Genomic DNA, 21,553 nt, shown 5'->3' on the forward strand with positions numbered 1-21,553 from the left:
AACCCGCATGCCGCGCCAGCCAACGCCATGGCAAGCCACCGCGCAGCGCACTCGATGCGTTGCAGGCAACGTGCCTGATACCGCACCCATTGCGACCGCTGCGCTTCGGCAGATGCTTGCCGCTTTCCACGCTTCTGACGAACCGGCCGCGCCTGCCGCGCGGCCGGCGCCTCTCCCGCATCACCGGATTGCCTCACTGGACTCGCAACAAGCATGCTGCCTGCACATAAACATACCCTCGAAACACTGCTCGCCGACACGGTGAAGCAAGTCGCGACCGCCTCGCAAGGCGCGGCCGAAGCCGCGTTCGTGTCGCCCACCATCACGCTGGAACGCCCCAAGGTCGCCGCGCACGGCGACGTCGCGTGCAACGTGGCGATGCAACTCGCCAAGCCGCTGCGCGCCAATCCGCGCCAGCTGGCGCAACAGATCGTCGACGCGCTGCTCGCGCAACCGCAGGCCAAGGGCCTCATCGAAGCCGCCGAAGTGGCCGGCCCCGGCTTCATCAACCTGCGCCTCGCGTCCGCTGCCAAGCAGGCGGTGATCGCCGCCGTGTTCGCTGAGAAAGAGGCTTTCGGCCGCTCGCAACGCGACGCCGGCAAGCATGTGCTGATCGAATTCGTCTCGGCCAACCCGACCGGCCCGCTGCACGTCGGCCATGGCCGTCAGGCCGCGCTCGGCGACGCGCTCTCGAACGTGCTGGCCTCGCAAGGCTGGGACGTGCATCGCGAGTTCTACTACAACGACGCCGGCGTGCAGATCCAGACGCTCGCGCTGTCGACTCAGGCACGCGCCCGCGGCCTCGCGCCCGGCGACGAAGGCTGGCCGGCTTCGGCGTACAACGGCGAGTACATCGCCGAGATCGCGCAAGACTATCTGAGCGGCGCCACCGTGGCCGCGAGCGACGGCGAGCCGGTCACCGGCGCGCGCGACGTCGAAGACCTCGAAGCGATCCGCCGTTTCGCCGTGGCGTACCTGCGCCGCGAGCAGGACATGGACTTGCAGGCGTTCGGCGTGAAGTTCGACCAGTACTACCTGGAGTCGTCGCTGTACAAGGAAGGCCGCGTCGAGAAAACCGTCGACGCATTGATCGCCGCCGGCAAGACCTACGAGCAGGAAGGCGCGCTGTGGCTGCGCACCACCGACGACGGCGACGACAAAGACCGCGTGATGCGCAAGAGCGACGGCACCTACACGTACTTCGTGCCGGACGTCGCCTATCACGTCGCCAAGTGGGAACGCGGCTTCACCAAGGTCATCAACATTCAGGGTTCGGACCACCACGGCACGATCGCGCGGGTGCGCGCCGGCCTGCAGGGTCTCGGCATCGGCATTCCGAAGGGCTATCCCGACTACATCCTGCACAAGATGGTCACGGTCATGCGCAACGGCGAAGAGGTGAAAATCTCCAAGCGCGCCGGCAGCTACGTGACGGTGCGCGACCTGATCGAATGGTCGGGCGGCGCGACGCCGGGCTCGGAAGCCGCCGTCGATCTGATCGACGAGGAAACGATTCGCCGTGGCCGCGACGCGGTGCGCTTTTTCCTGATCTCCCGCAAGGCCGATACGGAATTCGTGTTCGACATCGACCTCGCGCTGAAGCAGAACGACGAGAATCCGGTGCACTACGTGCAGTATGCGCACGCGCGGATCTGCTCGGTCATCGCCGAGTGCAAGGCGCGCTACAGCACGGACGAAAGCACGCTGACTGACGTGGACGTCGCGCCGCTCACCAGCGAACGCGCGATGGCCCTGCTGAACAAGCTCGCCGAATTCCCGGACATGCTGCAACATGCCGCCGACGAACTCGCGCCGCACGCGGTCGCGTTCTATCTGCGCGACCTCGCCGGGGAATTCCACTCGTTCTACAATGACAGAGCCGAGCGCGTGCTGGTCGACGATGCGGCCGAGCGCAATGCACGCGTCGCGCTGCTCGCGGCCACGCGTCAAGTGCTGGCCAACGGTCTCGCGACGATCGGCGTCTCCGCTCCCGTCAAGATGTAAGTCCTCCGGCGCAACATGCATGCGGCCGTCGTTATAATCGACGGCCGTTCCAGGATTCTTTTTGCAGGTGATTCATACGATGGCAAAACCACGCCGCACAACAAAGCAATCGAAACAAACCGGGGGGACTTTTCTCGGCATCGTGCTGGGCCTGATCGTCGGCCTTGCGATCGCGGTAGTGGTGGCGCTGTATATCACGCGTGCGCCCACGCCCTTCGTCTCGAAGGTGGCGCCGCCGGCGGCACCCGATTCGGGCGCGAGCCAGCCGCAGTACGACCCGAACCGTCCGCTGCAAGGCAAGACGCCGGGCCAGCCGGTGCCGCAAGCCGCGCAGCCGGCGCCGCCGAACACCGCGCCGGGCCAGACCAACTCGCAGACGCAGTCGGGCATGCTGGAAGAACCGCAGATCGTCGAAGTGCCGCCCGCCAACGGCAACGCGAACGGCACGGCGGTAGCGCCGAAGCCCGCGCAGGATAACGGCAACGGCACGGCCACCACGCCGGCGAAGAAGCCGCAAGCCTCCAGCGCACCGGCCGCCACCGCGGCAGGTTCGGCGCCGAAGAGCGGTTCGTCCGCCACGGCCGCCAACGCCAAGCCGGGTTCGGGCGCGGCGCCGGCGCCGGGCGATGCCAACACCGGCTACTTCCTGCAAGTGGGCGCGTACAAGACCTCGGCGGATGCCGAACAGCAGCGCGCGCGTCTCGCCTTCCAGGGGTTCGAATCGAAAGTCACGCAGCGCGATGCCGGCGGCGTCACGTATTACCGCGTGCGTATCGGGCCGTTCTCGAAGTTCGAAGACATGAATTCGAGCCGTCAGCGTTTGTCGGACGCGGGCGTGGATACCGCAGTGATCCGCTTCACGAAGCAATAAGCCAACAATAAACCTACGGTGATTTGCCGGAACGCGCCGCCGCCGAACTATCGGCGTGCGGCGCGTGTCACAAACACGACGGACGGTTCAAACCGTCCAACGCCGAATCTTGAAGACGGTGACGGGCATTTGCGTGGCGCCACCGTTTTACGCCTACTTGGGTCAACACAACATGAAGAAACTGCTGAGCATTCTGTTCCTCTCGCTGGGCCTCGTTGCAGCCTCGGCACAGGCATCGCCGGCCGCGCCGGTGTCGGGCAAGGATTTCACCGTGCTGCCCACCGCGCAGCCCACCGACGTGCCGGCCGGCAAGATCGAAGTCACCGAATTCTTCTGGTACGGCTGCCCGCACTGCAATGAATTCGACCCGTACCTCGAAGCGTGGGTGAAGAAGCAAGGTCCGGACGTGGTGTTCAAGCGCGTGCCGGTCGCCTTCCGTGACGACTTCATTCCACATTCCAAGATGTATCACGCGCTCGACGCGCTCGGCTTGGCAGCGCAGCTCACGCCGAAGGTCTTCAATGAAATCCACGTCAACAAGGACTACCTGCTGACGCCGGAAGATCAGGCCAAATTCCTCGCGAAGAACGGCGTCGATCCGAAGAAGTACATGGACGCGTACAACTCGTTCTCGACGCAAAGCGCGCTGCAGAAGGACAAGAAGCTGCTGGACGACTACAAGATCGACGGCGTGCCGACGCTGGCCGTGCAGGGCAAGTATGAAACCGGCCCAGCTGCGACCAACAGCCTGCCGGGCACGATTCAGGTGCTGGACTACCTGGTCGCGCAGATCCGCGCCAAGAAGATGTAAAGCCGAGGCGCCGGAATGAGTTCACCCCTGAAGGTTTTCATTACCGGCGCCTCGAGTGGCATAGGCCTCGCGCTCGCCGCAGAATATGCGCGGCGCGGCGCGATTCTCGGCCTCGTTGCCCGCCGCGGCGACGCTCTCGCCGCCTTCCAGCAGTCCCATCCGCAGAACACCGTCTCCATCTATTCCGTCGACGTTCGCGACGCCGAAGCGCTCGCCGATGCGGCCGCGCAGTTCATCGCGCGGCACGGCTTGCCCGATGTCGTGATCGCCAATGCCGGCATCAGCCGCGGCGCGGTCACTGGTCACGGCGATCTGCGCACCTTCCGCGAAGTGATGGACATCAATTACTTCGGCATGGTCGCCACCTTCGAGCCGTTCGCCGCCGCGATGAGCGCCGCAAAACGCGGCACGCTGGTCGGTATCGCCAGCGTCGCGAGCGTGCGCGGCTTGCCGGGCTCCGGCGCGTATAGCGCGTCGAAATCGGCGGCGCTCAAGTATCTGGAAGCGTTGCGCGTTGAAATGCGGCCGTATGATGTCGGCGTGGTCACTATCGCGCCCGGCTATATCCGCACGCCCATGACCGAGCACAATCCGTACACCATGCCGTTCCTGATGGACGCCGATCGTTTCGCGGTGAAGGTGGCGCAGGCGATCGAGCGTCAAACGGCATTCGCGGTGTTCCCCTGGCAGATGCGCGTAGTGGCCATGCTGCTGCATGTGCTGCCGCGCTGGCTCTACGACCGCGCGTTCGAACGCGCGCCGCGCAAGCCGCGCGCCACCGCCGAAGCCGAGTAACTCATGCAACCCCGTGCGGTCGATGCAGCCGGCGTCACGCACGAACCAGCGGGCGCCGCAGCGCGCATCGTTTCGCTGGTGCCGAGCATCACCGAACTGCTGTTCGCGCTCGGACTCGACAGCCAGATTGTCGGCCGCACCGGCTTTTGCGTGCATCCTCACGACAAGGTGCGGCAGGTACGCAAGGTCGGCGGCACCAAGGCCGTGAATCTCGACGCCATTCGTGCGTTGCGCCCCACCCATCTGATCGTCAATATCGACGAAAACGAGCGCGATACCGTCGAGCGATTGCGCGCGTTCGTGCCGCATATCGTCGTGACACATCCGCAAACACCGCGGGACAACCTGGCGCTCTATACGCTGCTGGGCGCGATCTTCGATCGCGCGCAGGAAGCGCGGTGCGTGAGCGATGCGCTCGAAGCCCGTCTGAGCGAAGCGACGGCGCGCGCGTTCACTCCGCAAAACGTGCTGTATCTGATCTGGCGCGAGCCGTGGATGACCGTGGCGCGCGACACCTATATCTCGACGATGCTGCGGCTCGTGAACTGGCACACGCTACCGGACGTGCAAGGCGGTGCGGCAGGCGCCGCGCGTTACCCCACACTCGACTTCGACGCCGCGCCGTGGCTCGCCCAGGTCGACCGCATCCTGCTCTCCAGCGAGCCGTATCGCTTCACGCAGGTCCATTGCGACGCGCTGAAACGCGATCCACGAGTGGCCGGCAAGCGCATCGAGTTGATCGATGGGGAAATGGTGTCGTGGTACGGCGTGCGCGCGATTGAAGGCGTCACCTATCTGCTGCGACACGCGGCGACGGCATGAGCGCAATCCCGCCGCCCGCTCCATATGAATATGCGGATTATGTTGTTGTCGCCGCAACCACCCTTCGATAAGCTTTCGCGAAGGCCCACGCGCGCGTAGGCGGCATTACCCGACCCATGCGCCAGCGCCGGAAACGTATCACAATAAAGACGACGGCTACGCCGCAAGGCCGCCCGTCCTTCGTCAACGGAACATAACCACACAACCAGACGCACTGCCTGACTGCGCTTGTTATGGGAGATCCTATGCGCTTCAAACTGCTCGCAGCCGCCGTACTGTTCACGGCGCCCGCGCTCGTGCTCGCCAAACCGCTGACCGTCTGTACCGAGTCGAGCCCCGACGGCTTCGATGTCGTGCAGTTCAATTCGCTCGTCACGACCAATGCGTCGGCCGACGTGATCTTCAACTCGCTGGTCTCGTACGACGAGGCCACGAAGAAAGTGGTGCCGGCGCTGGCCGACAAGTGGGACGTGAGCGCCGACGGCCTCACCTACACGTTCCATTTGCGCCCGAACGTGCAGTTCCAGACCACCGACTACTTCAAGCCCACCCGGCCGCTTACCGCCGACGACGTCGTCTTCACGTTCGACCGCATGCTCAACGACAGCAACCCGTGGCACAAGGTGACGGGCGCGAGCGGCTTCCCGCATGCGCAGTCGATGGGCCTGCCGAAGCTCATCAAGTCGATCAGCAAGGTCGACGACAACACCGTCAAGTTCGAGCTGAACGCGCCCGACGCGACCTTCGTGTCGATCCTGACGATGGGTTTCGCCTCGATCTATTCGGCCGAATATGCCGACCAGTTGCTGAAGGCCGGCAAGCAGGTCGATCTGAATTCGAAGCCGATCGGCACCGGTCCGTTCGAACTGAAGAGCTATACGAAAGACGCGGTCATCCGCTACGACGTGAACCCGACCTACTGGGGCCCGAAGCCGAAGATCGACCGTCTGATCTACGCGATCACGCCGGACGCCACGGTACGGGCGCAAAAAGTGAAGGCCGGTGAATGCCAGATCGCTTTGTCGCCGAAGCCGCAGGATCTCGCCGATGCGAAGGGCGACAAGTCGCTCGCCATCGTGCAGACGCCCGCGTTCATGACGGCGTTCGTCGCGTTGAACACGCAGAAGAAGCCGCTCGACAACCAGAAGGTGCGCGCCGCGCTGAACATGGCGTTCGACCGCACCACGTATCTGAAGACCGTGTTCGACAACACGGCGACACCGGCCGTGAACCCGTATCCGCCGAACACGTGGAGCTACGACAAGGCCGTGAAGGGCTGGCCATACGACCCGGCGAAGGCGAAGAAGCTGCTTGCCGACGCGGGCTATCCCAACGGCTTCGAAACGACGATCTGGGTGCGGCCCAACGGCAGCGTGCTGAATCCGAATCCGAAGGCCGGGGCCGAACTGCTGCAAGCCGACTTCGCGAAGATCGGCGTGAAGGCCGACGTGAAGGTGATCGAATGGGGCGAGTTGATCAAGCAGGCCAAGCAAGGCCAGCATGATTCACTCTTCATGGGCTGGGCCGGCGACAACGGCGACCCGGACAACTACCTGTCGCCGCTCTTCAGTTGCAACGCGGTGAAGTCGGGGATCAACTTCGCGCGCTTCTGCGACCAGGATCTGGACAAGCTGATCGCCGACGGCAAGGCAACGCCGGATCAGGCCAAGCGCGCGAAGGCATATGAACAGGCGCAGCAGATCATCCACGATCAGGCGCTGTGGATTCCGCTCGGGTATCCGACTGCGGCGGCGATCACGCGCACGAACGTGAGCGGTTATCACGTGAGTCCGTTTGGACGGCAGAACTTTGGGGCGGTCTCAGTGCAGTAATCGCCTTCGCGTTTGAACGTGTGAAAAAAAGCCCGGTTGCGAAAGCACCGGGTTTTTTTTATCGATACACCACCGCATTCACGCCGGCGAAAACCGAATCACACCATCCGCATCCTGCTTACGCTTCAACTCACCCGCAAGCCACAGCAGATGCAAGTGCGCCAGCGCTTCCCCCATCGCAAACGTCATCTGATGGATATCGAGTTGGCGCTTGAACATGAGCGGCACGATATCCGCGGCGCTCTGCGGTTTCTCTGCACACGCCTCGCGCACTTCGGCCAGACGCGCGTCGTGATGCTCGCGCAATTGCCGGATGCGGGTGCGCACGCCGCGAAACGGCTTGCCATGCGACGGCAGCACCAGCGTGTCTTCCGGCATCGTCTCGTAACGGCCGAGCGACTCCAGATACAGCGCCAGCGGCGAGCCTTCCGGCTCCATATCGAACACCGACACGTTAGTCGAGATACGAGGTAGAACCATGTCGCCCGAAATCAGCACACCGGTCTCTTCGCAGAACAGCGCGCAGTGTTCCGGCGAATGGCCAAAACCGGTCACCACGTGCCACGTTTTGCCGCCGATCTTCACGCCATCGGCTTCGCGCAAGCGGCGATACTGCCCCGGAATCGCCGGCACGAGGCTCGCGTAATAGCTCTTGCGATTGCGCAGTTTCTCAAGCGATTCCTCGTCGGTCACGCCGTGCCGCGCGAAGTGCCGCGCCGCGCCCTCGCCGCCCGCATTCGAGCCGTCGCCGGCGCCCATTACGCGCGCCTGCATGTATTCGCCGAGCGTCATCCATAGCCGCACGTCCCAGCGCTTCTTGTCGCCACCCGCGCAGATCCAGTGCGCGAGGCCGATGTGATCGGGATGGCAATGCGTGACGATCACGCGCAGTACCGGCAGGCCGTCGAGCACCGAGTCGAACACTTTCTCCCAGTTCTCCTTGATCGTATCCGAGGTGATGCCGCAATCGACCACCGTCCAGCCCTGCTGGCCGTCGATCTCGTCGCGCAGTAGCCAGAGGTTGATGTGATCCAGAGCGAAAGGCAGCGGCATGCGCAGCCAGAACACGCCTGGCGCGACTTCCATCGCGTGGCCCGCATCCGGCAAGGTGTCGCTGAACGGGTAGTCGAGTTGATGTTCGAGTGCATTCATTGTGGGTGTCTTCCTCCGTCGACCGTCCGGCATGGCGAGGTATGCGATGCCGGACGGCGTGGTTGCGGCGTGCGAGTGACGTACCGCCGCCGTACTGCGCCTGGTTGCGTTCAACTCAAGTTGACGATAACGTAAACGTCGATTCTATCGTTCAAACCGATTTTCTGCCCGGCCACGGAATGCCCCGATGAACACGCAATACACGATCACCGAGCTCGCGCGGGAATTCGACGTCACGCCGCGAGCCATCCGCTTCTACGAAGATCAGGGTTTACTCTCACCGAGCCGCGAAGGATCGAGCGGCTTGCGCCGCGTTTATTCGGGCCGCGATCGAACGCGTCTGAAACTCACGTTGCGCGGCAAACGGCTCGGCTTCACGTTGTCGGAGATTCGCGATCTGCTGGACGCGTACGAGTCGCCCACCGACACGGTGCCGCAGTTGCATGCGTTCCTCGCCACGGTGGCGCGTCATCGCGAAGTGCTGGAGCGCCAACTGGAGGACCTGAACGCGACGCTCGAAGACCTCGCGCAATACGAAACCCAGGCGCGCGCGTTGCTGGAAAGCGGCACGCGCGAAGCCAAACCGGCATGAACGGCGCTCGGCGAAATATTTTTTGTCGAAAGTTACGCCTGTTAAGGCATGCCAAACTGAGGCATTGAGCGGAGATAGTCTGAAAGTCGGCGAACGCCTGATAACGCGCGAAGGCGCCAGGGCACGAGTCGAGCGGCGCGATGCGTCGCGGGTCCACCCGAACGATACAATCACGGGTGTCTTCACGACATGAGACGAATGCACGGTCGACATGAATCACTTCCCCAAACTGTTGTCGTCGCAAATCGGCTTTGACCTCGCGCAGACGATGCTCGATGGATTCGACCGGCATTACCGGATCTTTCGCGACGCCGCGATCCATGCCAAAACGCTCTTTGAAAAGGCCGACTGGCACGGTCTGCAGAAGCTCGCGCGCGATCGCATTACCTCATACGACGAGCGCGTCGACGAATGCGTCGAATTGCTCGAAGACGAATACGACGCGGAAAAAATCGACAGCGAAGTGTGGCAGCAGATCAAGCTGCATTACATCGGCCTCTTGACCACGCACCGCCAGCCGGAGTGCGCGGAAACGTTTTTCAATTCGGTGTGCTGCAAGATCCTGCACCGCTCGTACTTCAACAACGACTTCATTTTCGTGCGCCCGGCCATCTCGACCGAATACATCGAGAACGACGAGCCGGCCGCGAAGCCGACTTACCGCGCATACTATCCCGGCAAGGACGGGCTCGCGGCGACGCTCGAACGCATCGTCACGAACTTCCAGCTGGAGCCGCCGTTCGAAGACCTGACGCGCGACGCCGGCTGCGTGATGCAAGCGATCCACGACGCGTTCGGCGTGTTCGACGAAGCGGCCAACTTCCAGATTCACGTGCTCTCGTCGCTGTTTTACCGGAACAAGTCGGCATATATCGTCGGACGGATCATCAACGGCGATCTGCTGCTGCCGTTCGCCGTGCCCTTGCGTCACGTAACGCCGGGCGTGCTCGCGCTCGACACGGTGCTGCTCAAGCGCGACCAGTTGCTGATCATTTTCAGCTTCTCGCATTCGTACTTTCTGGTGGACATGGAAGTGCCGTCCGCGTACGTCGAATTTCTCGGCACGATCATGCAGGGCAAGCCGAAGGCGGAAATCTATACGTCGGTGGGTTTGCAGAAGCAGGGCAAGAATCTGTTCTATCGCGACCTGCTGCACCATCTGTCGCATTCCAGCGATCAGTTCATCGTCGCGCCCGGCATCAAGGGGCTCGTGATGCTGGTGTTCACGCTGCCGTCGTTTCCGTACGTGTTCAAGCTGATCAAGGACAACTTCCCGCCGCCTAAGGAAACCACGCGTGCGCAGATCCAGGGCAAGTATCAGCTCGTCAAACGGCACGACCGTTTGGGCCGCATGGCCGATACGCTCGAATATTCGAGCGTCGCGTTGCCCCGCTCTCGCCTCGACGACGCGCTGGTGCGCGAGCTCGAAAGGGAAGTGCCGTCGCTGATCGAATACGACGGCGACAACCTGGTGATTCGACATATGTATATCGAGCGCCGCATGGTGCCGCTCAACCTGTTCCTGCAGAACGGCAACGACGAGGACGTCGAGCACGGCATCAAGGAATACGGCAACGCGGTGAAGGAACTGATGCAGGCGAACATCTTCCCAGGTGACATGCTGTACAAGAACTTCGGCGTGACGCGTCATGGCCGCGTCGTGTTCTACGACTACGACGAAATCGAATATCTGACCGACTGCAACGTGCGCGCGGTGCCGGCGCCGCGTAACGAGGAGGATGAAATGTCAGGCGAGCCGTGGTACTCCGTCGGCCCGCACGACATCTTCCCGGAAACGTACGGCACATTTTTGCTCGGCGACCCACGCGTGCGCCGTTCCTTCATGCAGCATCACGCGGACTTCTTCGATCCTGCGCTATGGCAACGGCACAAGGATCATCTATTGAAAGGCGAACTGCCCGACTTTTTCCCGTACGACGACAGCGTGCGCTTCTGCAACCGCTATCCGGAACGCTTTGCCGGTGCCGCCGGCCGCGCATCGCCCGCGCCGGACACGCCAGCCGACGAGCGCAGCGTGCGGGTGGCGTGAAGCTCATACGCACCCGGCAGCGTTGACTGCCTCGTCCGAACCTTATGTAACGACATCGACCGGTCAATCGGTCGAGCAACCGCCAAGACGCAACATGAACACGAACGATTCCACTCCTGACAATCCGCTCTCGCATCTGTTCGACAACAACGAAGCGTGGGTCGCCCGCAAGTTGTCCGAAGACCCCGAGTATTTCTCGCGTCTCGCGCATCAGCAGACGCCCGAGTATCTGTGGATCGGCTGCTCCGATTCGCGCGTGCCGGCGAACCAGATCATCGGCTTGCCGCCGGGCGAAGTGTTCGTGCACAGAAACATCGCCAACGTAGTGGTGCATACCGATCTGAACTGTCTCTCGGTGATCCAGTTCGCCGTCGATCTGCTGAAGGTCAAGCACATCATGGTGGTCGGCCACTACGGCTGCTCGGGTGTCGGCGCGGCGCTGCATGGCCGTCGCGTGGGTCTCGCGGACAACTGGCTGCATCACGTGCAGGACGTGCGCACCAAGCATGCGGCGCTGATCGAGGAATGGCCGCTCGGCGAGGTTCGGCACCGGCGGCTGGTCGAACTGAACGCGATCGAACAGGTGATGAACGTGTGCCGCACCACCATCGTCAACGATGCGTGGGCGCGTGGCCAGGAGTTGACGGTGCACGGCTGGGCGTACGGCGTGCATGACGGCAAGGTGCGCAACCTCGGCATGACGATCAGCGAGCCGGCCGCGCTCGATGCAACCTATCAGAAGTGCGTCGCGGCGGTGTCGGCGAGCGGCGCGCACAAGGCAGAGAACGACGTGGTCGCCGCCGATGCGGCGCAGCTCGGCGATGTGCCGGCTATCGTCGAAGGCGTAATCAAGGAGCTTAAACATGAGTGAGACAAAAGGTGATCCGATCGTCATCGTAGGCGTGGCTCGCACGCCAATGGCGGCATTTCAAGGCGATTTCGCCGCGCTGACCGCGCCGCAGTTGGGCTCGGTGGCGATCCAGGCGGCCGTGCAGCGCGCGGGCCTGAAGCCCGAGCAGATCGACGAAGTGGTGATGGGCTGCGTGCTGCCCGCCGGCCTCGGCCAGGCGCCCGCGCGTCAGGCCGCGCTCGGCGCCGGCTTGCCGCTCGCCACCGGCAGCACCACGGTGAACAAGATGTGCGGCTCCGGCATGCGCGCGGCGATGTTCGCGCACGACATGCTCGCCGCGGGCTCCGTCGACGTGATCGTCGCGGGCGGCATGGAAAGCATGTCGAATGCGCCGTACCTCCTGCCCAAAGCGCGCGGCGGCATGCGCATGGGCCACGGCCAGGTGATCGACCACATGTTCTACGACGGCCTCGAAGACGCCTACGAAAAAGGCCGTCTGATGGGTACCTTCGCCGAAGAATGCGCGGCGTCGTTCGACTTCACGCGCGAGGCGCAGGACGCGTTTGCCGTCGAGTCGCTCAATCGTGCGAAGCGCGCGAACGAAGACGGCTCGTTCGCCTGGGAAATCGCGCCGGTGAAAGTGGAGAGCCGCAAAGGCGATGTCACCATCGATCGCGACGAACAGCCGTTCAAAGCGAACCTCGAAAAGATTCCGACGCTCAAACCCGCGTTCAGCAAAACCGGCACGGTGACGGCGGCGAACTCATCGTCGATTTCCGACGGCGCGGCCGCACTCGTCATGATGCGCGAGTCGACGGCGAAGCGTCTCGGCGTCGAGCCGATCGCGCGCGTGGTCGGTCACTCGACCTTCGCGCAGGAACCGGCGAAGTTCACCACCGCGCCGGTCGGGGCGATTCGCAAACTGTTCGAGAAGAACGGCTGGCGCGCCGACGAGGTCGATCTGTATGAGGTCAACGAGGCGTTCGCCGTCGTGACGATGGCGGCCATGAAGGAACACCATCTGCCGCACGAGAAGGTCAACGTGAACGGCGGCGCCTGTGCGCTCGGTCATCCGATCGGCGCGTCGGGTGCACGGATTCTCGTCACGCTGATCGGCGCGCTGAAGAAGCGCGGGCTGAAGCGTGGCGTCGCGACGCTGTGCATCGGCGGCGGCGAAGCGACGGCAATGGGTATCGAACTGGTGTAACGCGCGTTTTCACAGCGCTTTATTTTGACGGCCTGGGGTATTCGATGAAGACAGTGTTGATCGTCGGTGCGTCGCGCGGCATCGGCCAGGAGTTTGTACGGCAGTACAAAAAGAGCGGCTGGCGCGTGCTCGCCACCGCGCGCGACGGCGCCGCGCTCGATGCGTTGAACGAACTCGGCGCCGAAACGTTTTCGCTCGATGTGAGCGCGCCCGAGGAGATCGCCGCGCTCGGCTGGAAGCTCGACGGTGAACGGCTCGATGCGGCGATCCTGGTGTCGGGCGTGTACGGCCCGCGCACGGAAGGCATCGAGACGATTACCGCAGAAGACTTCGACCACGTCATGCACACCAACGTGCGCGGACCGATGCAATTGATGCCGATCCTGCTGCCGCTCGTCGAAGAGGCCGACGGCGTGTTCGCGGTGATTTCGAGCAAGATGGGCAGCATTGGCGACGCGAGCGGCACGACCGGCTGGCTGTATCGGGCGAGCAAGGCGGCGTTGAACGACGCGCTGAAACTCGCGTCGCTGGAAGCAAAGCGTGCCGCGTGCGTTTCGTTGCATCCGGGCTGGGTGCGCACCGACATGGGCGGCGCCCAGGCGGCGATCGATCCGGCGCGCAGCGTCACCGGCATGCGTGAAGTGCTGGCGCAGGCCGCGGCCGCGCACGACGAGTTCAACGGCCGCTTCTATCAATACGACGGCACGCTGCTCGACTGGTGAAGAACGAGCTTGCATGGGACCAGAGTAAGCGCTAAAGCGCCAACTCTGGTCGACAGGAGACAGACTCATGGTGCTTGATCAGGATCACTTGATGGTCCGCGACGCGCTGCGCACCTTCGTGCGCGAAGCGATCACGCCGCATGCGGCGGCGTGGGATCGCGAGCGCACTTTTCCAAAGGACGTGCATCGGCAACTCGCCGGACTCGGCGCATACGGCGTGCTAGTGCCCGAAGCATATGGCGGCGCCGGCATGGACGCGCTGGCGCTCGCGCTGATTCTCGAAGAGATCGCTGCCGGCGACGGCGGCACCTCGACGGCCATCTCCGTCAACAACTGCCCGGTGTGCAGCATTCTGCTCACCTATGGCAACGATGCACAGAAACGCGACTGGCTGACGCCGCTCGCACGCGGCGAAATGCTCGGCGCGTTTTGCCTGACCGAACCGCAAGCCGGTTCCGATGCTTCCGCGCTCCGAACCACTGCGACACGCGACGGCGACGCGTATGTGCTGAACGGCGTCAAACAGTTCATCACGAGCGGCAAGAACGGCAACGTCGCGATCGTGATGGCCGTGACCGACAAAGCCGCGGGCAAACGCGGCATCAGCGCGTTTATCGTGCCCACCGATACGAAGGGCTACGTCGTCGCACGGGTGGAAGACAAGCTCGGGCAGCATTCGTCGGATACGGCGCAGATCATCTTCGAGGACTGCCGCGTGCCAGCCGCGAACCTGATCGGCGCGGAAGGCGAAGGCTACCGGATCGCACTCTCGGGGCTCGAAGGTGGCCGTATCGGTATTGCCGCGCAAAGCGTCGGCATGGCGCGCGCCGCGTTCGAAGCGGCGTTGAGTTATGCGAAGGAGCGCGAAAGCTTCGGCGCGCCGCTCTTTTCGCACCAGGCCGTGCAATTCCGCCTCGCCGACATGGCGACGCAACTCGAAGCCGCGCGTCAGCTGATCTGGCACGCCGCGTCGTTGAAGGACGCCGGCCAACCGTGTCTGACCGAAGCCGCGATGGCCAAGCTATTCGCTTCTGAAGCCGCAGAGCGGATCTGTTCGGCCGCCTTACAGATTCATGGCGGCTACGGCTACCTGAGCGACTTCCCGGTCGAGCGCATTTACCGCGATGTGCGCGTGTGCCAGATCTACGAAGGCACCAGCGACATCCAGAAAATTTTGATCGCGCGCGGTCTTGGCTGAAAGTCTGATGAATAAGCAACTGTTGGCAATGCAACGACCATCCGAGTGTCCCTGCGGCGGTGCCGCGCCCGACCAGCGCAGCGGCGCCAGGGCGCCGCGCTTCGCGCACTGCTGCGGGCGCTATATCGACGGCGGCGAAGCGGCGCCACGCGCCCTTGAACTGATGCGTTCGCGCTATAGCGCGTATGTTGTCGGTGCAACGGATTATCTGCGCGCCACGTGGGCGCCTCACACCTGCCCCGCCGATCTCGACGTCGACCTGGCCGCACCCGACGCGCCGCGTTGGCTCGGACTGCAAATCAAGGCGCTCGCTGAAACCGGCGCCGATCACGCCACGGTCGAATTCGTCGCACGTTACAAGGTGGGCGGCCGCGCACACCGGCTGCACGAACTGAGCCGCTTCGTTCGCGGCGACGATGGCCGCTGGCGCTATGTCGACGGCGACGTCAGCGAATAAAGTCCCTTTCTGCCCCTTACAAGACGCCACAACGTCCTTACGCCGCGCTCACATATGGCCCTGATAGCAGGGCCATTTTTTTGTTGGCTCGATGCCACAGGACCCGCGCCGCGCCTGATTGTTTCGTTGCGCCAAACACCGGCGAGGCCTGTATCGAGCGGCCTGAGGCGGCAAATCAACACACCGCAATTGATGGTTCGCGGGTTCTCCTTGATTGCACAAAACAAAATTGTCGTGCCAGGATGAGGCTGTAGCTTCATGACGTCACGTTGCGAGAGCCGGTCCATACCAACTCCGCAAAATGCGCAGGAAGCCCTGCCGTACACCAGACAGTGTGGTTCCGGCGGCGGTTTCAGGCAGCAGCCGTGACGCTCATCATCGGCGCGTGGGGTCGCGTCGGCCGTTTGGGTTCATCCCGTGCGATCTCGATTAGCGTGCGTGCGCCTCTGGCGCACTCCGTACGCGAGTGTGTTTTTGTTTGTCGAAAACCTGCCCGAAAGGCAAATGTCAGCAATGACTTTCGACGAACAGGCATCACGGTGTTCAGGGCAGGTTTTTGAGGCAGGTGCGTGAATGGTGTTCAGCAAGGTTCTGACGAAGTGTGCGGTGATCTGTGCAGCGGCTACGTGCGCTGTCGCACTCGCACACGCCGATCCGCTCGCGGACACCCAGGCGGGGCCGTTGACCCGCGCGCACGTGCCGCGCATCGCGCTCGACGATGACGTCTATCTGCCCACCGCAGGTCTGAACGAACAGATCATCCGCGTACCGGTTGACGCAGCCGGCACCGTCACCCTTGAAACGACGATCTACAAACCGGACGGCGCTGGCCCGTTTCCGATGATCGTTTTCAACCACGGCAAGATCCCCGGCGATCCGCACACGCAGGAACGCAGCGACCCGCTGCCGTTCGCGCGCGAATTCGTGCGGCGCGGCTACGTGGTGGTGGCGCCGAACCGCCAGGGTTTCGGCCACTCGGACGGCGTATATCAGCAGGATGGCTGCGACGTTGAAAAGAACGGCATCGGCCAGGCCGGCGATGTCGCCGCGACGGTCGACTTCATGTCAAAGCAGCCTTACGTGGACGCCACGCATATCGTCGTGGCCGGCACCTCGCACGGCGGTCTTGCAACGATGGCGTACGGCACGGAAGCCGCGTCGGGCGTGCGGGCGCTGATCAATTTCTCGGGCGGCTTGCGGCAGGATGCGTGCAGCGACTGGCAAGGCAATCTGACGCGTGCGTTCGGCGCGTATGGCGAGAAGACCAAGGTGCCGTCGCTGTGGATGTACGGCGATAACGATTCGGTCTGGAACGCGCCGTTGGTGGCGGGCATGTACGCCGCTTATGGCGCGCATGGCGCGAGCGCGAAGATGGTGGATTTCGGCAACTACAAGAACGACGCGCATCGTCTGGTCGGTGATCGCGATGGTGTGCACGTGTGGTGGCCGGCTGTCGAGGCGTTCCTTGCGCAGGTGGGGATGCCGACTGGTGTGCAGTATCGAGTGTCGGATCCGTCCATGCCAAAGGCGAGCGGGTTTGCTGCTGTCGATGCGGTCGACGCTGTGCCGTTTGTCGATGAAGCCGGGCGTAATGGGTATCGGAATTTCTTGCATCAGTTTCCTAGTCGGGCGTTTGCTGTTTCTGATTCAGGGGCCTGGTCCTGGGCTGAAGGTGGTGATGACCCGATGTCTGTCGCGGTCGCGAATTGCCAGAAGCAGTCTTCCGCGCCTTGCCGGTTGTATGCGGTGAATAATGCGGTTGTTTGGGGGGATCGGTCTTCCCAGACGGCTGATGGTGGGGTTGCTGCTGGTGGCGCCGATGCGCGGCGGGCTATTGCTAGTCGGGAATAAGGGTTGAGGGTTTTGCCTTGCTCGGCTCGTGTTTTTTCTCTGTGTTCTCTGAGGCGTTGGCCTTTCCTTGAATTCATGGTGGTCTATTGGCGTTGCCCCTGTGCGGGGCGGCACCTACTTTCTTTGCATGCCGCAAAGAAAGTAGGCAAAGAAAGCGGCTTCACACCGCTAACTCTTAAGCGGGGCCCTCGCGCAGTCGCGGTAGTGGTGCATCTGGAATCCGTGCCCCCGCACATTCAGCCCCAGTGACAAAGCCGTCATTCTTCCGGCAGCGCTACGCGCGCCGTCGCGGTAATTCAGCGAACCATCAGTTAGCTCTCGCGCCAGCGATACTTTTTGGCTGGCCGCCCATTTTTGCGCCAGCGATCTTCGCATCAACAGCCTTCCATGTAGCTGCGCCCTTCGGCGCCACGCCGAGGCGAAGCCGACGGCCCCCACCGCGCACAAACAAAGCCACTGGTTTCAGGCAGGCCGTTCCGGCGAGCACGTAGTGCGAGGCGGGAAGGATGACTGCCTTGTCACTCACATCGAATGTGCGGGGGCACGAATTCCAGATGCACCACTGCCTCCTCAAAGCCAGGGGACCCGCTTATAAGCTGGCGGTGTGAAGCCGCTTTCTTTGCCTACTTTCTTTGCGGCATGCAAAGAAAGTAGGTGCCGCCCCGCACAGGGGCAACGCCAATAGACCACCGTGAATTCAAGGAAAGGCCAACACCTCAGAGAACACAGACAAAAAACACCCGCCGAGCAGGCACAAACCCCAAATCCCCGCCAGTAAGTTGCAACTACTTTGCCGTCGTCAACTCCGCCGATCAGCGACCTTCACGCACAAACAGAAACCACCTGCTCCGAACATCGCCAAACCCCAGCCCCGCGGGCAAAAACCGCGCTCACACCCCTAGTGCAGAGCACGAAATAAACCGCTAATCTCGACCCCGCAAGCCCGCCAAGGGCCGCGCGCAGCGCAGAAAAAAGTGCGCATGAGGCTCGAAAAGGCCCTAAAAAAGCCACGCCGCGCAGCGGCAAAAAAGCACCCCGTGGAGTACCCCTTTGGAAAACCCAGTACCACCATCAGCAGCCCCCGAAGACTGGATCGCCCGCAGCCTCCGAGCCGTCTGGCACCCCTGCACGCAGATGAAGCACCACGAACGCCTGCCGCTGGTGCCCGTCGCGCGCGGTCAAGGCGCGTGGCTCTACGATCGCGCCGGTCATCGTTATCTGGATGCCATCAGCTCCTGGTGGGTCAACCTGTTCGGTCACGCCAATCCGCGCATCAACGCGGCACTGAAAGACCAACTCGACACGCTCGAACACGCCATGCTCGCCGGCTGCACGCACGAACCGGCCATCGAACTCGCGGAGCGGCTCAGCGCGCTCACGAACAACACGCTGGGCCACGCGTTCTTCGCGTCGGATGGTGCGTCCGCCGTCGAAATCGCCCTGAAGATGAGCTTCCACTCGTGGCGCAATCGCGGTTTCGCCGACAAGCAGGAATTCGTCTGCGTCGCCAACAGCTATCACGGCGAAACCATCGGCGCGCTCGGGGTCACCGATGTCGCGCTCTTCAAGGACGCCTACGATCCGTTGATCCGCCACGCGCACGTCGTGGCATCGCCCGACGCGCGCCTCGCCCAAGCCGACGAAACCGCCGCCGATGTCGCACGCCGTGCGCTCGATCACGTTCGCTCGCTGTTCGACGCACGCGCCACGAAAATTGCCGCGCTGATCGTCGAGCCGCTGGTGCAATGCGCCGCCGGCATGGCCATGCACGACGCGTCGTATATCGCGGGATTGCGCGCCTTGTGCGATCAATACGGCGTGCATCTGATCGCCGATGAAATCGCCGTCGGCTGCGGACGCACCGGCACCTTCTTCGCATGCGAACAGGCCGGCATCTGGCCGGACTTTCTCTGTCTGTCGAAAGGCATCAGTGGCGGCTATCTGCCGCTCTCGATCGTGCTGTCCCGTGATGAAATTTTCGAAGCCTTCTATCACGACGACACCGCGCGCGGCTTCCTGCACTCGCATTCGTACACCGGCAATCCGCTCGCGTGCCGCGCCGCGCTCGCCACGCTCGATCTGTTCGCGAGCGACAACGTGCTCGCCGTCAACGCGCAAAAATCCGCGAAGCTGAAGGCCGCGCTCGCGCCGCTCGCGGAGCACAAGCAAGTCCGCAATCTGCGCCAATGCGGCACGATCTTCGCGTTCGACGCCGTGATCGACGATGCTCAGCAAGCCAAAACATTCTCGCGCCGCTTCTTCGAAAACGCGTTGCAGCGCGAACTGCTTCTGCGCCCGATTTCGACCACGGTGTATCTGATGCCTCCTTATATCCTCGACGACGAAGAACTCGCGCTGCTCGCCTCGCGCACGCGCGAAACCTTCGAAGCCACGCTCGCGGAGACCCGCTGATGCACCTGCTCGACACGCTCACCGAAGGCCTGAAGGAAATCGACGCGCGCGGCCTGCGCCGTCGCCGCCGCACCGCCGACACACCGTGCGCGGCGCACATGACAGTGGACGGCCGCGAAATCATCGGCTTCGCCAGCAACGACTATCTCGGCCTCGCCGCGCATCCGCGGCTCATCGCGGCGATCGCGGAAGGCGCGCAACGTTATGGCGCGGGTAGCGGCGGCTCGCATCTGCTCGGCGGCCACTCGCGCGCGCATGCGCAACTCGAAGACGATCTCGCGGAATTTGCGGGCGGCTTCGTCGACAATGCGCGCGCGCTCTACTTCAGCACCGGCTATATGGCGAATCTCGCCACGCTCACCGCGCTCGCGGGCCGCGGCACGACGCTCTTCTCCGATGCTCTGAATCACGCGTCGCTGATCGACGGCGCGCGTCTGTCACGCGCCGACGTGCAGATCTACCCGCACTGCGATACAGAAGCGCTGAGTGCGATGCTCGAAGCCTCGGACGCCGACGTCAAGGTGATCGTCTCCGATACCGTCTTCAGCATGGACGGCGATATCGCGCCACTGCCGCGCCTGCTCGAACTCGCGGAGCAACACGGCGCGTGGCTGATCGTCGACGACGCGCACGGTTTCGGCGTGCTCGGCCCGCAAGGCCGCGGCGCGATCGCGCAAGCCGCGCTGCGCTCGCCGAACCTCATTTCGATCGGCACGCTCGGCAAGGCGGCCGGCGTCTCCGGCGCGTTCGTCGCGGCACATGAGACGGTGATCGAGTGGCTCGTGCAGCGCGCGCGTCCGTACATCTTCACCACGGCATCGGTGCCGGCCGCGGCGCACGCGGTGTCGGCGAGCCTGCGCATCATCGGTGGCGAGGAAGGCGACGCGCGGCGCGCGCATCTTCAGCAATTGATCGAACGCACGCGCGCCATGCTGAAGGCGACGCCGTGGCTGCCGGTCGACTCGCATACGGCCGTGCAACCGCTCATCATCGGCGCGAACGAAGCCACGCTCGACATCGCGGCCACGCTCGATCGCGCGGGTCTGTGGGTGCCGGCGATCCGTCCGCCGACCGTGCCCAGCGGCACGTCGCGTTTGCGTATCTCGCTATCGGCCGCGCACTCGCAAGCGGACCTCGACCGGCTCGAAGCAGGCTTGCAGCAACTCGGAGCGAAAGCGGCATGAGTGGCTCGAGTCAAAACGCACTGTCCTTATTCGTCACTGGCACCGATACGGAAATCGGCAAGACGTTCGTCTCGTCGGCGTTGTTGCGCGGCTTCGTCCGCGAAGGCCTGCAAGCCGCCGCGATGAAGCCGATCGCCGCCGGCGCATTCGAACTGAACGGCGTGCTGCACAACGAAGACGCGGATCAACTCGATGCCGCGTCGAACGTCCTGCTGCCGCCCGAAATGCGCACGCCCTATCTGCTGAAAGAACCGGCCGCGCCGCATATCGCGGCCGCGTTGGAAAACGTGACATTCGATCTCGACCATATCGTCGACTGTCATGCGCAAGCTCTCAAGCGCGCGGAGATCGTCGTGGTGGAAGGCGTCGGCGGCTTTCGTGTACCGTTGACGGCCACTCAGGACACCGCCGATCTAGCCGTCGCGTTGAGGCTGCCGGTCGTGCTGGTGGTCGGCATGCGGCTCGGCTGCATCAGCCATGCGCTGCTCACCGCCGAAGCAATCGCCGCGCGCGGGCTCACGCTCGCCGGCTGGGTCGCGAACCGCATCGATCCGGACATGACGTTCCCCGATGAAAACATCGCGTCGATCCGCGAGCATCTCGCCCGCGAATACGACGCGCCGCTGCTCGGCATCGTGCCGCATCTGAGTCCGGCTTCGCCCGAACTCGCAGCGGCGCAACTCGACATCAACCGGCTTTTGCAGACGCTGCGGCATACGCAGCGCTGAAAAACTCACACATCC

18 protein-coding genes are annotated in these 21,553 nt (G+C 63.4%); 17 read left to right on the top strand and 1 reads right to left on the bottom strand.

The window, feature by feature from the left end; translation table 11 throughout:
• Window positions 1-213 precede the first annotated feature (213 nt).
• From argS to ACQKRQ_RS09940, 6 genes are all read left to right on the top strand, one after another.
• Window positions 214-2,004 carry an arginine--tRNA ligase gene (argS, locus tag ACQKRQ_RS09915; protein ID WP_427476661.1) on the top strand — a complete coding sequence of 597 codons (1,791 nt, stop codon included), beginning with the start codon at window positions 214-216 and terminating at the stop codon, window positions 2,002-2,004.
• Between the two features lie 61 nt (window positions 2,005-2,065).
• On the top strand, window positions 2,066-2,875 hold the full coding sequence (locus ACQKRQ_RS09920; RefSeq protein ID WP_132376254.1) for an SPOR domain-containing protein: 810 nt from the start codon (window positions 2,066-2,068) through the stop codon (window positions 2,873-2,875).
• A gap of 172 nt (window positions 2,876-3,047) precedes the next feature.
• Window positions 3,048-3,686, top strand: coding sequence for a thiol:disulfide interchange protein DsbA/DsbL (locus ACQKRQ_RS09925; RefSeq protein ID WP_427476663.1), 639 nt, complete (start codon window positions 3,048-3,050; stop codon window positions 3,684-3,686).
• 15 nt (window positions 3,687-3,701) lie between these two features.
• Window positions 3,702-4,481, top strand: coding sequence for an SDR family oxidoreductase (locus tag ACQKRQ_RS09930; protein WP_408284031.1), 780 nt, complete (start codon window positions 3,702-3,704; stop codon window positions 4,479-4,481).
• A 3-nt stretch (window positions 4,482-4,484) separates the two neighbouring features.
• A complete protein-coding gene (locus ACQKRQ_RS09935) occupies window positions 4,485-5,303 on the top strand; it encodes a cobalamin-binding protein (RefSeq protein WP_427476665.1) in 819 nt (272 codons plus the stop codon).
• Between the two features lie 245 nt (window positions 5,304-5,548).
• Window positions 5,549-7,135, top strand: coding sequence for an ABC transporter substrate-binding protein (locus ACQKRQ_RS09940; protein ID WP_427476667.1), 1,587 nt, complete (start codon window positions 5,549-5,551; stop codon window positions 7,133-7,135).
• A gap of 78 nt (window positions 7,136-7,213) precedes the next feature.
• Here the strand turns inward: ACQKRQ_RS09940 and ACQKRQ_RS09945 are convergent, their stop codons facing one another.
• Window positions 7,214-8,287, bottom strand: coding sequence for an MBL fold metallo-hydrolase (locus ACQKRQ_RS09945; protein ID WP_427476669.1), 1,074 nt, complete (start codon window positions 8,285-8,287; stop codon window positions 7,214-7,216).
• A gap of 187 nt (window positions 8,288-8,474) precedes the next feature.
• Between ACQKRQ_RS09945 and ACQKRQ_RS09950 the strand changes: the two genes are divergently transcribed.
• From ACQKRQ_RS09950 to bioD, 11 genes are all read left to right on the top strand, one after another.
• The gene (locus ACQKRQ_RS09950) at window positions 8,475-8,879 is read left to right on the top strand and encodes a MerR family transcriptional regulator (protein WP_132376260.1); all 405 of its coding nucleotides are present in this window, start codon (window positions 8,475-8,477) and stop codon (window positions 8,877-8,879) included.
• Between the two features lie 211 nt (window positions 8,880-9,090).
• Window positions 9,091-10,929, top strand: coding sequence for a bifunctional isocitrate dehydrogenase kinase/phosphatase (gene aceK / locus ACQKRQ_RS09955; RefSeq protein ID WP_427476671.1), 1,839 nt, complete (start codon window positions 9,091-9,093; stop codon window positions 10,927-10,929).
• A 94-nt stretch (window positions 10,930-11,023) separates the two neighbouring features.
• Window positions 11,024-11,800, top strand: coding sequence for a carbonate dehydratase (can, locus tag ACQKRQ_RS09960; RefSeq protein ID WP_132376262.1), 777 nt, complete (start codon window positions 11,024-11,026; stop codon window positions 11,798-11,800).
• Window positions 11,793-12,986: an acetyl-CoA C-acetyltransferase gene (locus ACQKRQ_RS09965; protein WP_408312789.1), complete on the top strand. Its 1,194-nt coding sequence runs from the start codon at window positions 11,793-11,795 to the stop codon at window positions 12,984-12,986. Before can ends, ACQKRQ_RS09965 begins: the two co-directional genes overlap by 8 nt.
• A gap of 44 nt (window positions 12,987-13,030) precedes the next feature.
• On the top strand, window positions 13,031-13,708 hold the full coding sequence (locus ACQKRQ_RS09970; RefSeq protein ID WP_427476674.1) for an SDR family oxidoreductase: 678 nt from the start codon (window positions 13,031-13,033) through the stop codon (window positions 13,706-13,708).
• Window positions 13,709-13,775: 67 nt separating this feature from the next.
• Complete coding sequence (locus tag ACQKRQ_RS09975; protein WP_427476676.1) at window positions 13,776-14,906, top strand: acyl-CoA dehydrogenase family protein; 1,131 nt, start codon at window positions 13,776-13,778, stop codon at window positions 14,904-14,906.
• A gap of 7 nt (window positions 14,907-14,913) precedes the next feature.
• Window positions 14,914-15,363, top strand: a complete 450-nt coding sequence (locus ACQKRQ_RS09980) for a YchJ family protein (RefSeq protein ID WP_427476678.1) — start codon at window positions 14,914-14,916, stop codon at window positions 15,361-15,363.
• A 573-nt stretch (window positions 15,364-15,936) separates the two neighbouring features.
• Window positions 15,937-17,214 (top strand): dienelactone hydrolase family protein, encoded by a 1,278-nt coding sequence (locus ACQKRQ_RS09985; RefSeq protein ID WP_427476680.1) that lies wholly within the window; start codon window positions 15,937-15,939, stop codon window positions 17,212-17,214.
• 1,134 nt (window positions 17,215-18,348) lie between these two features.
• On the top strand, window positions 18,349-19,626 hold the full coding sequence (gene bioA / locus ACQKRQ_RS09990; RefSeq protein ID WP_243658224.1) for an adenosylmethionine--8-amino-7-oxononanoate transaminase: 1,278 nt from the start codon (window positions 18,349-18,351) through the stop codon (window positions 19,624-19,626).
• Window positions 19,626-20,810, top strand: a complete 1,185-nt coding sequence (gene bioF, locus ACQKRQ_RS09995) for an 8-amino-7-oxononanoate synthase (RefSeq protein WP_427476682.1) — start codon at window positions 19,626-19,628, stop codon at window positions 20,808-20,810. The genes bioA and bioF overlap by 1 nt, the downstream gene beginning before the upstream one ends.
• The gene (bioD, locus tag ACQKRQ_RS10000; RefSeq protein ID WP_132376270.1) at window positions 20,807-21,538 is read left to right on the top strand and encodes a dethiobiotin synthase; all 732 of its coding nucleotides are present in this window, start codon (window positions 20,807-20,809) and stop codon (window positions 21,536-21,538) included. The genes bioF and bioD overlap by 4 nt, the downstream gene beginning before the upstream one ends.
• The last annotated feature ends 15 nt before the right edge of the window (window positions 21,539-21,553 follow it).

Source organism: Paraburkholderia sp. NPDC080076, from assembly GCF_050281145.1.
Classification (GTDB): Bacteria; Pseudomonadota; Gammaproteobacteria; order Burkholderiales; family Burkholderiaceae; genus Paraburkholderia.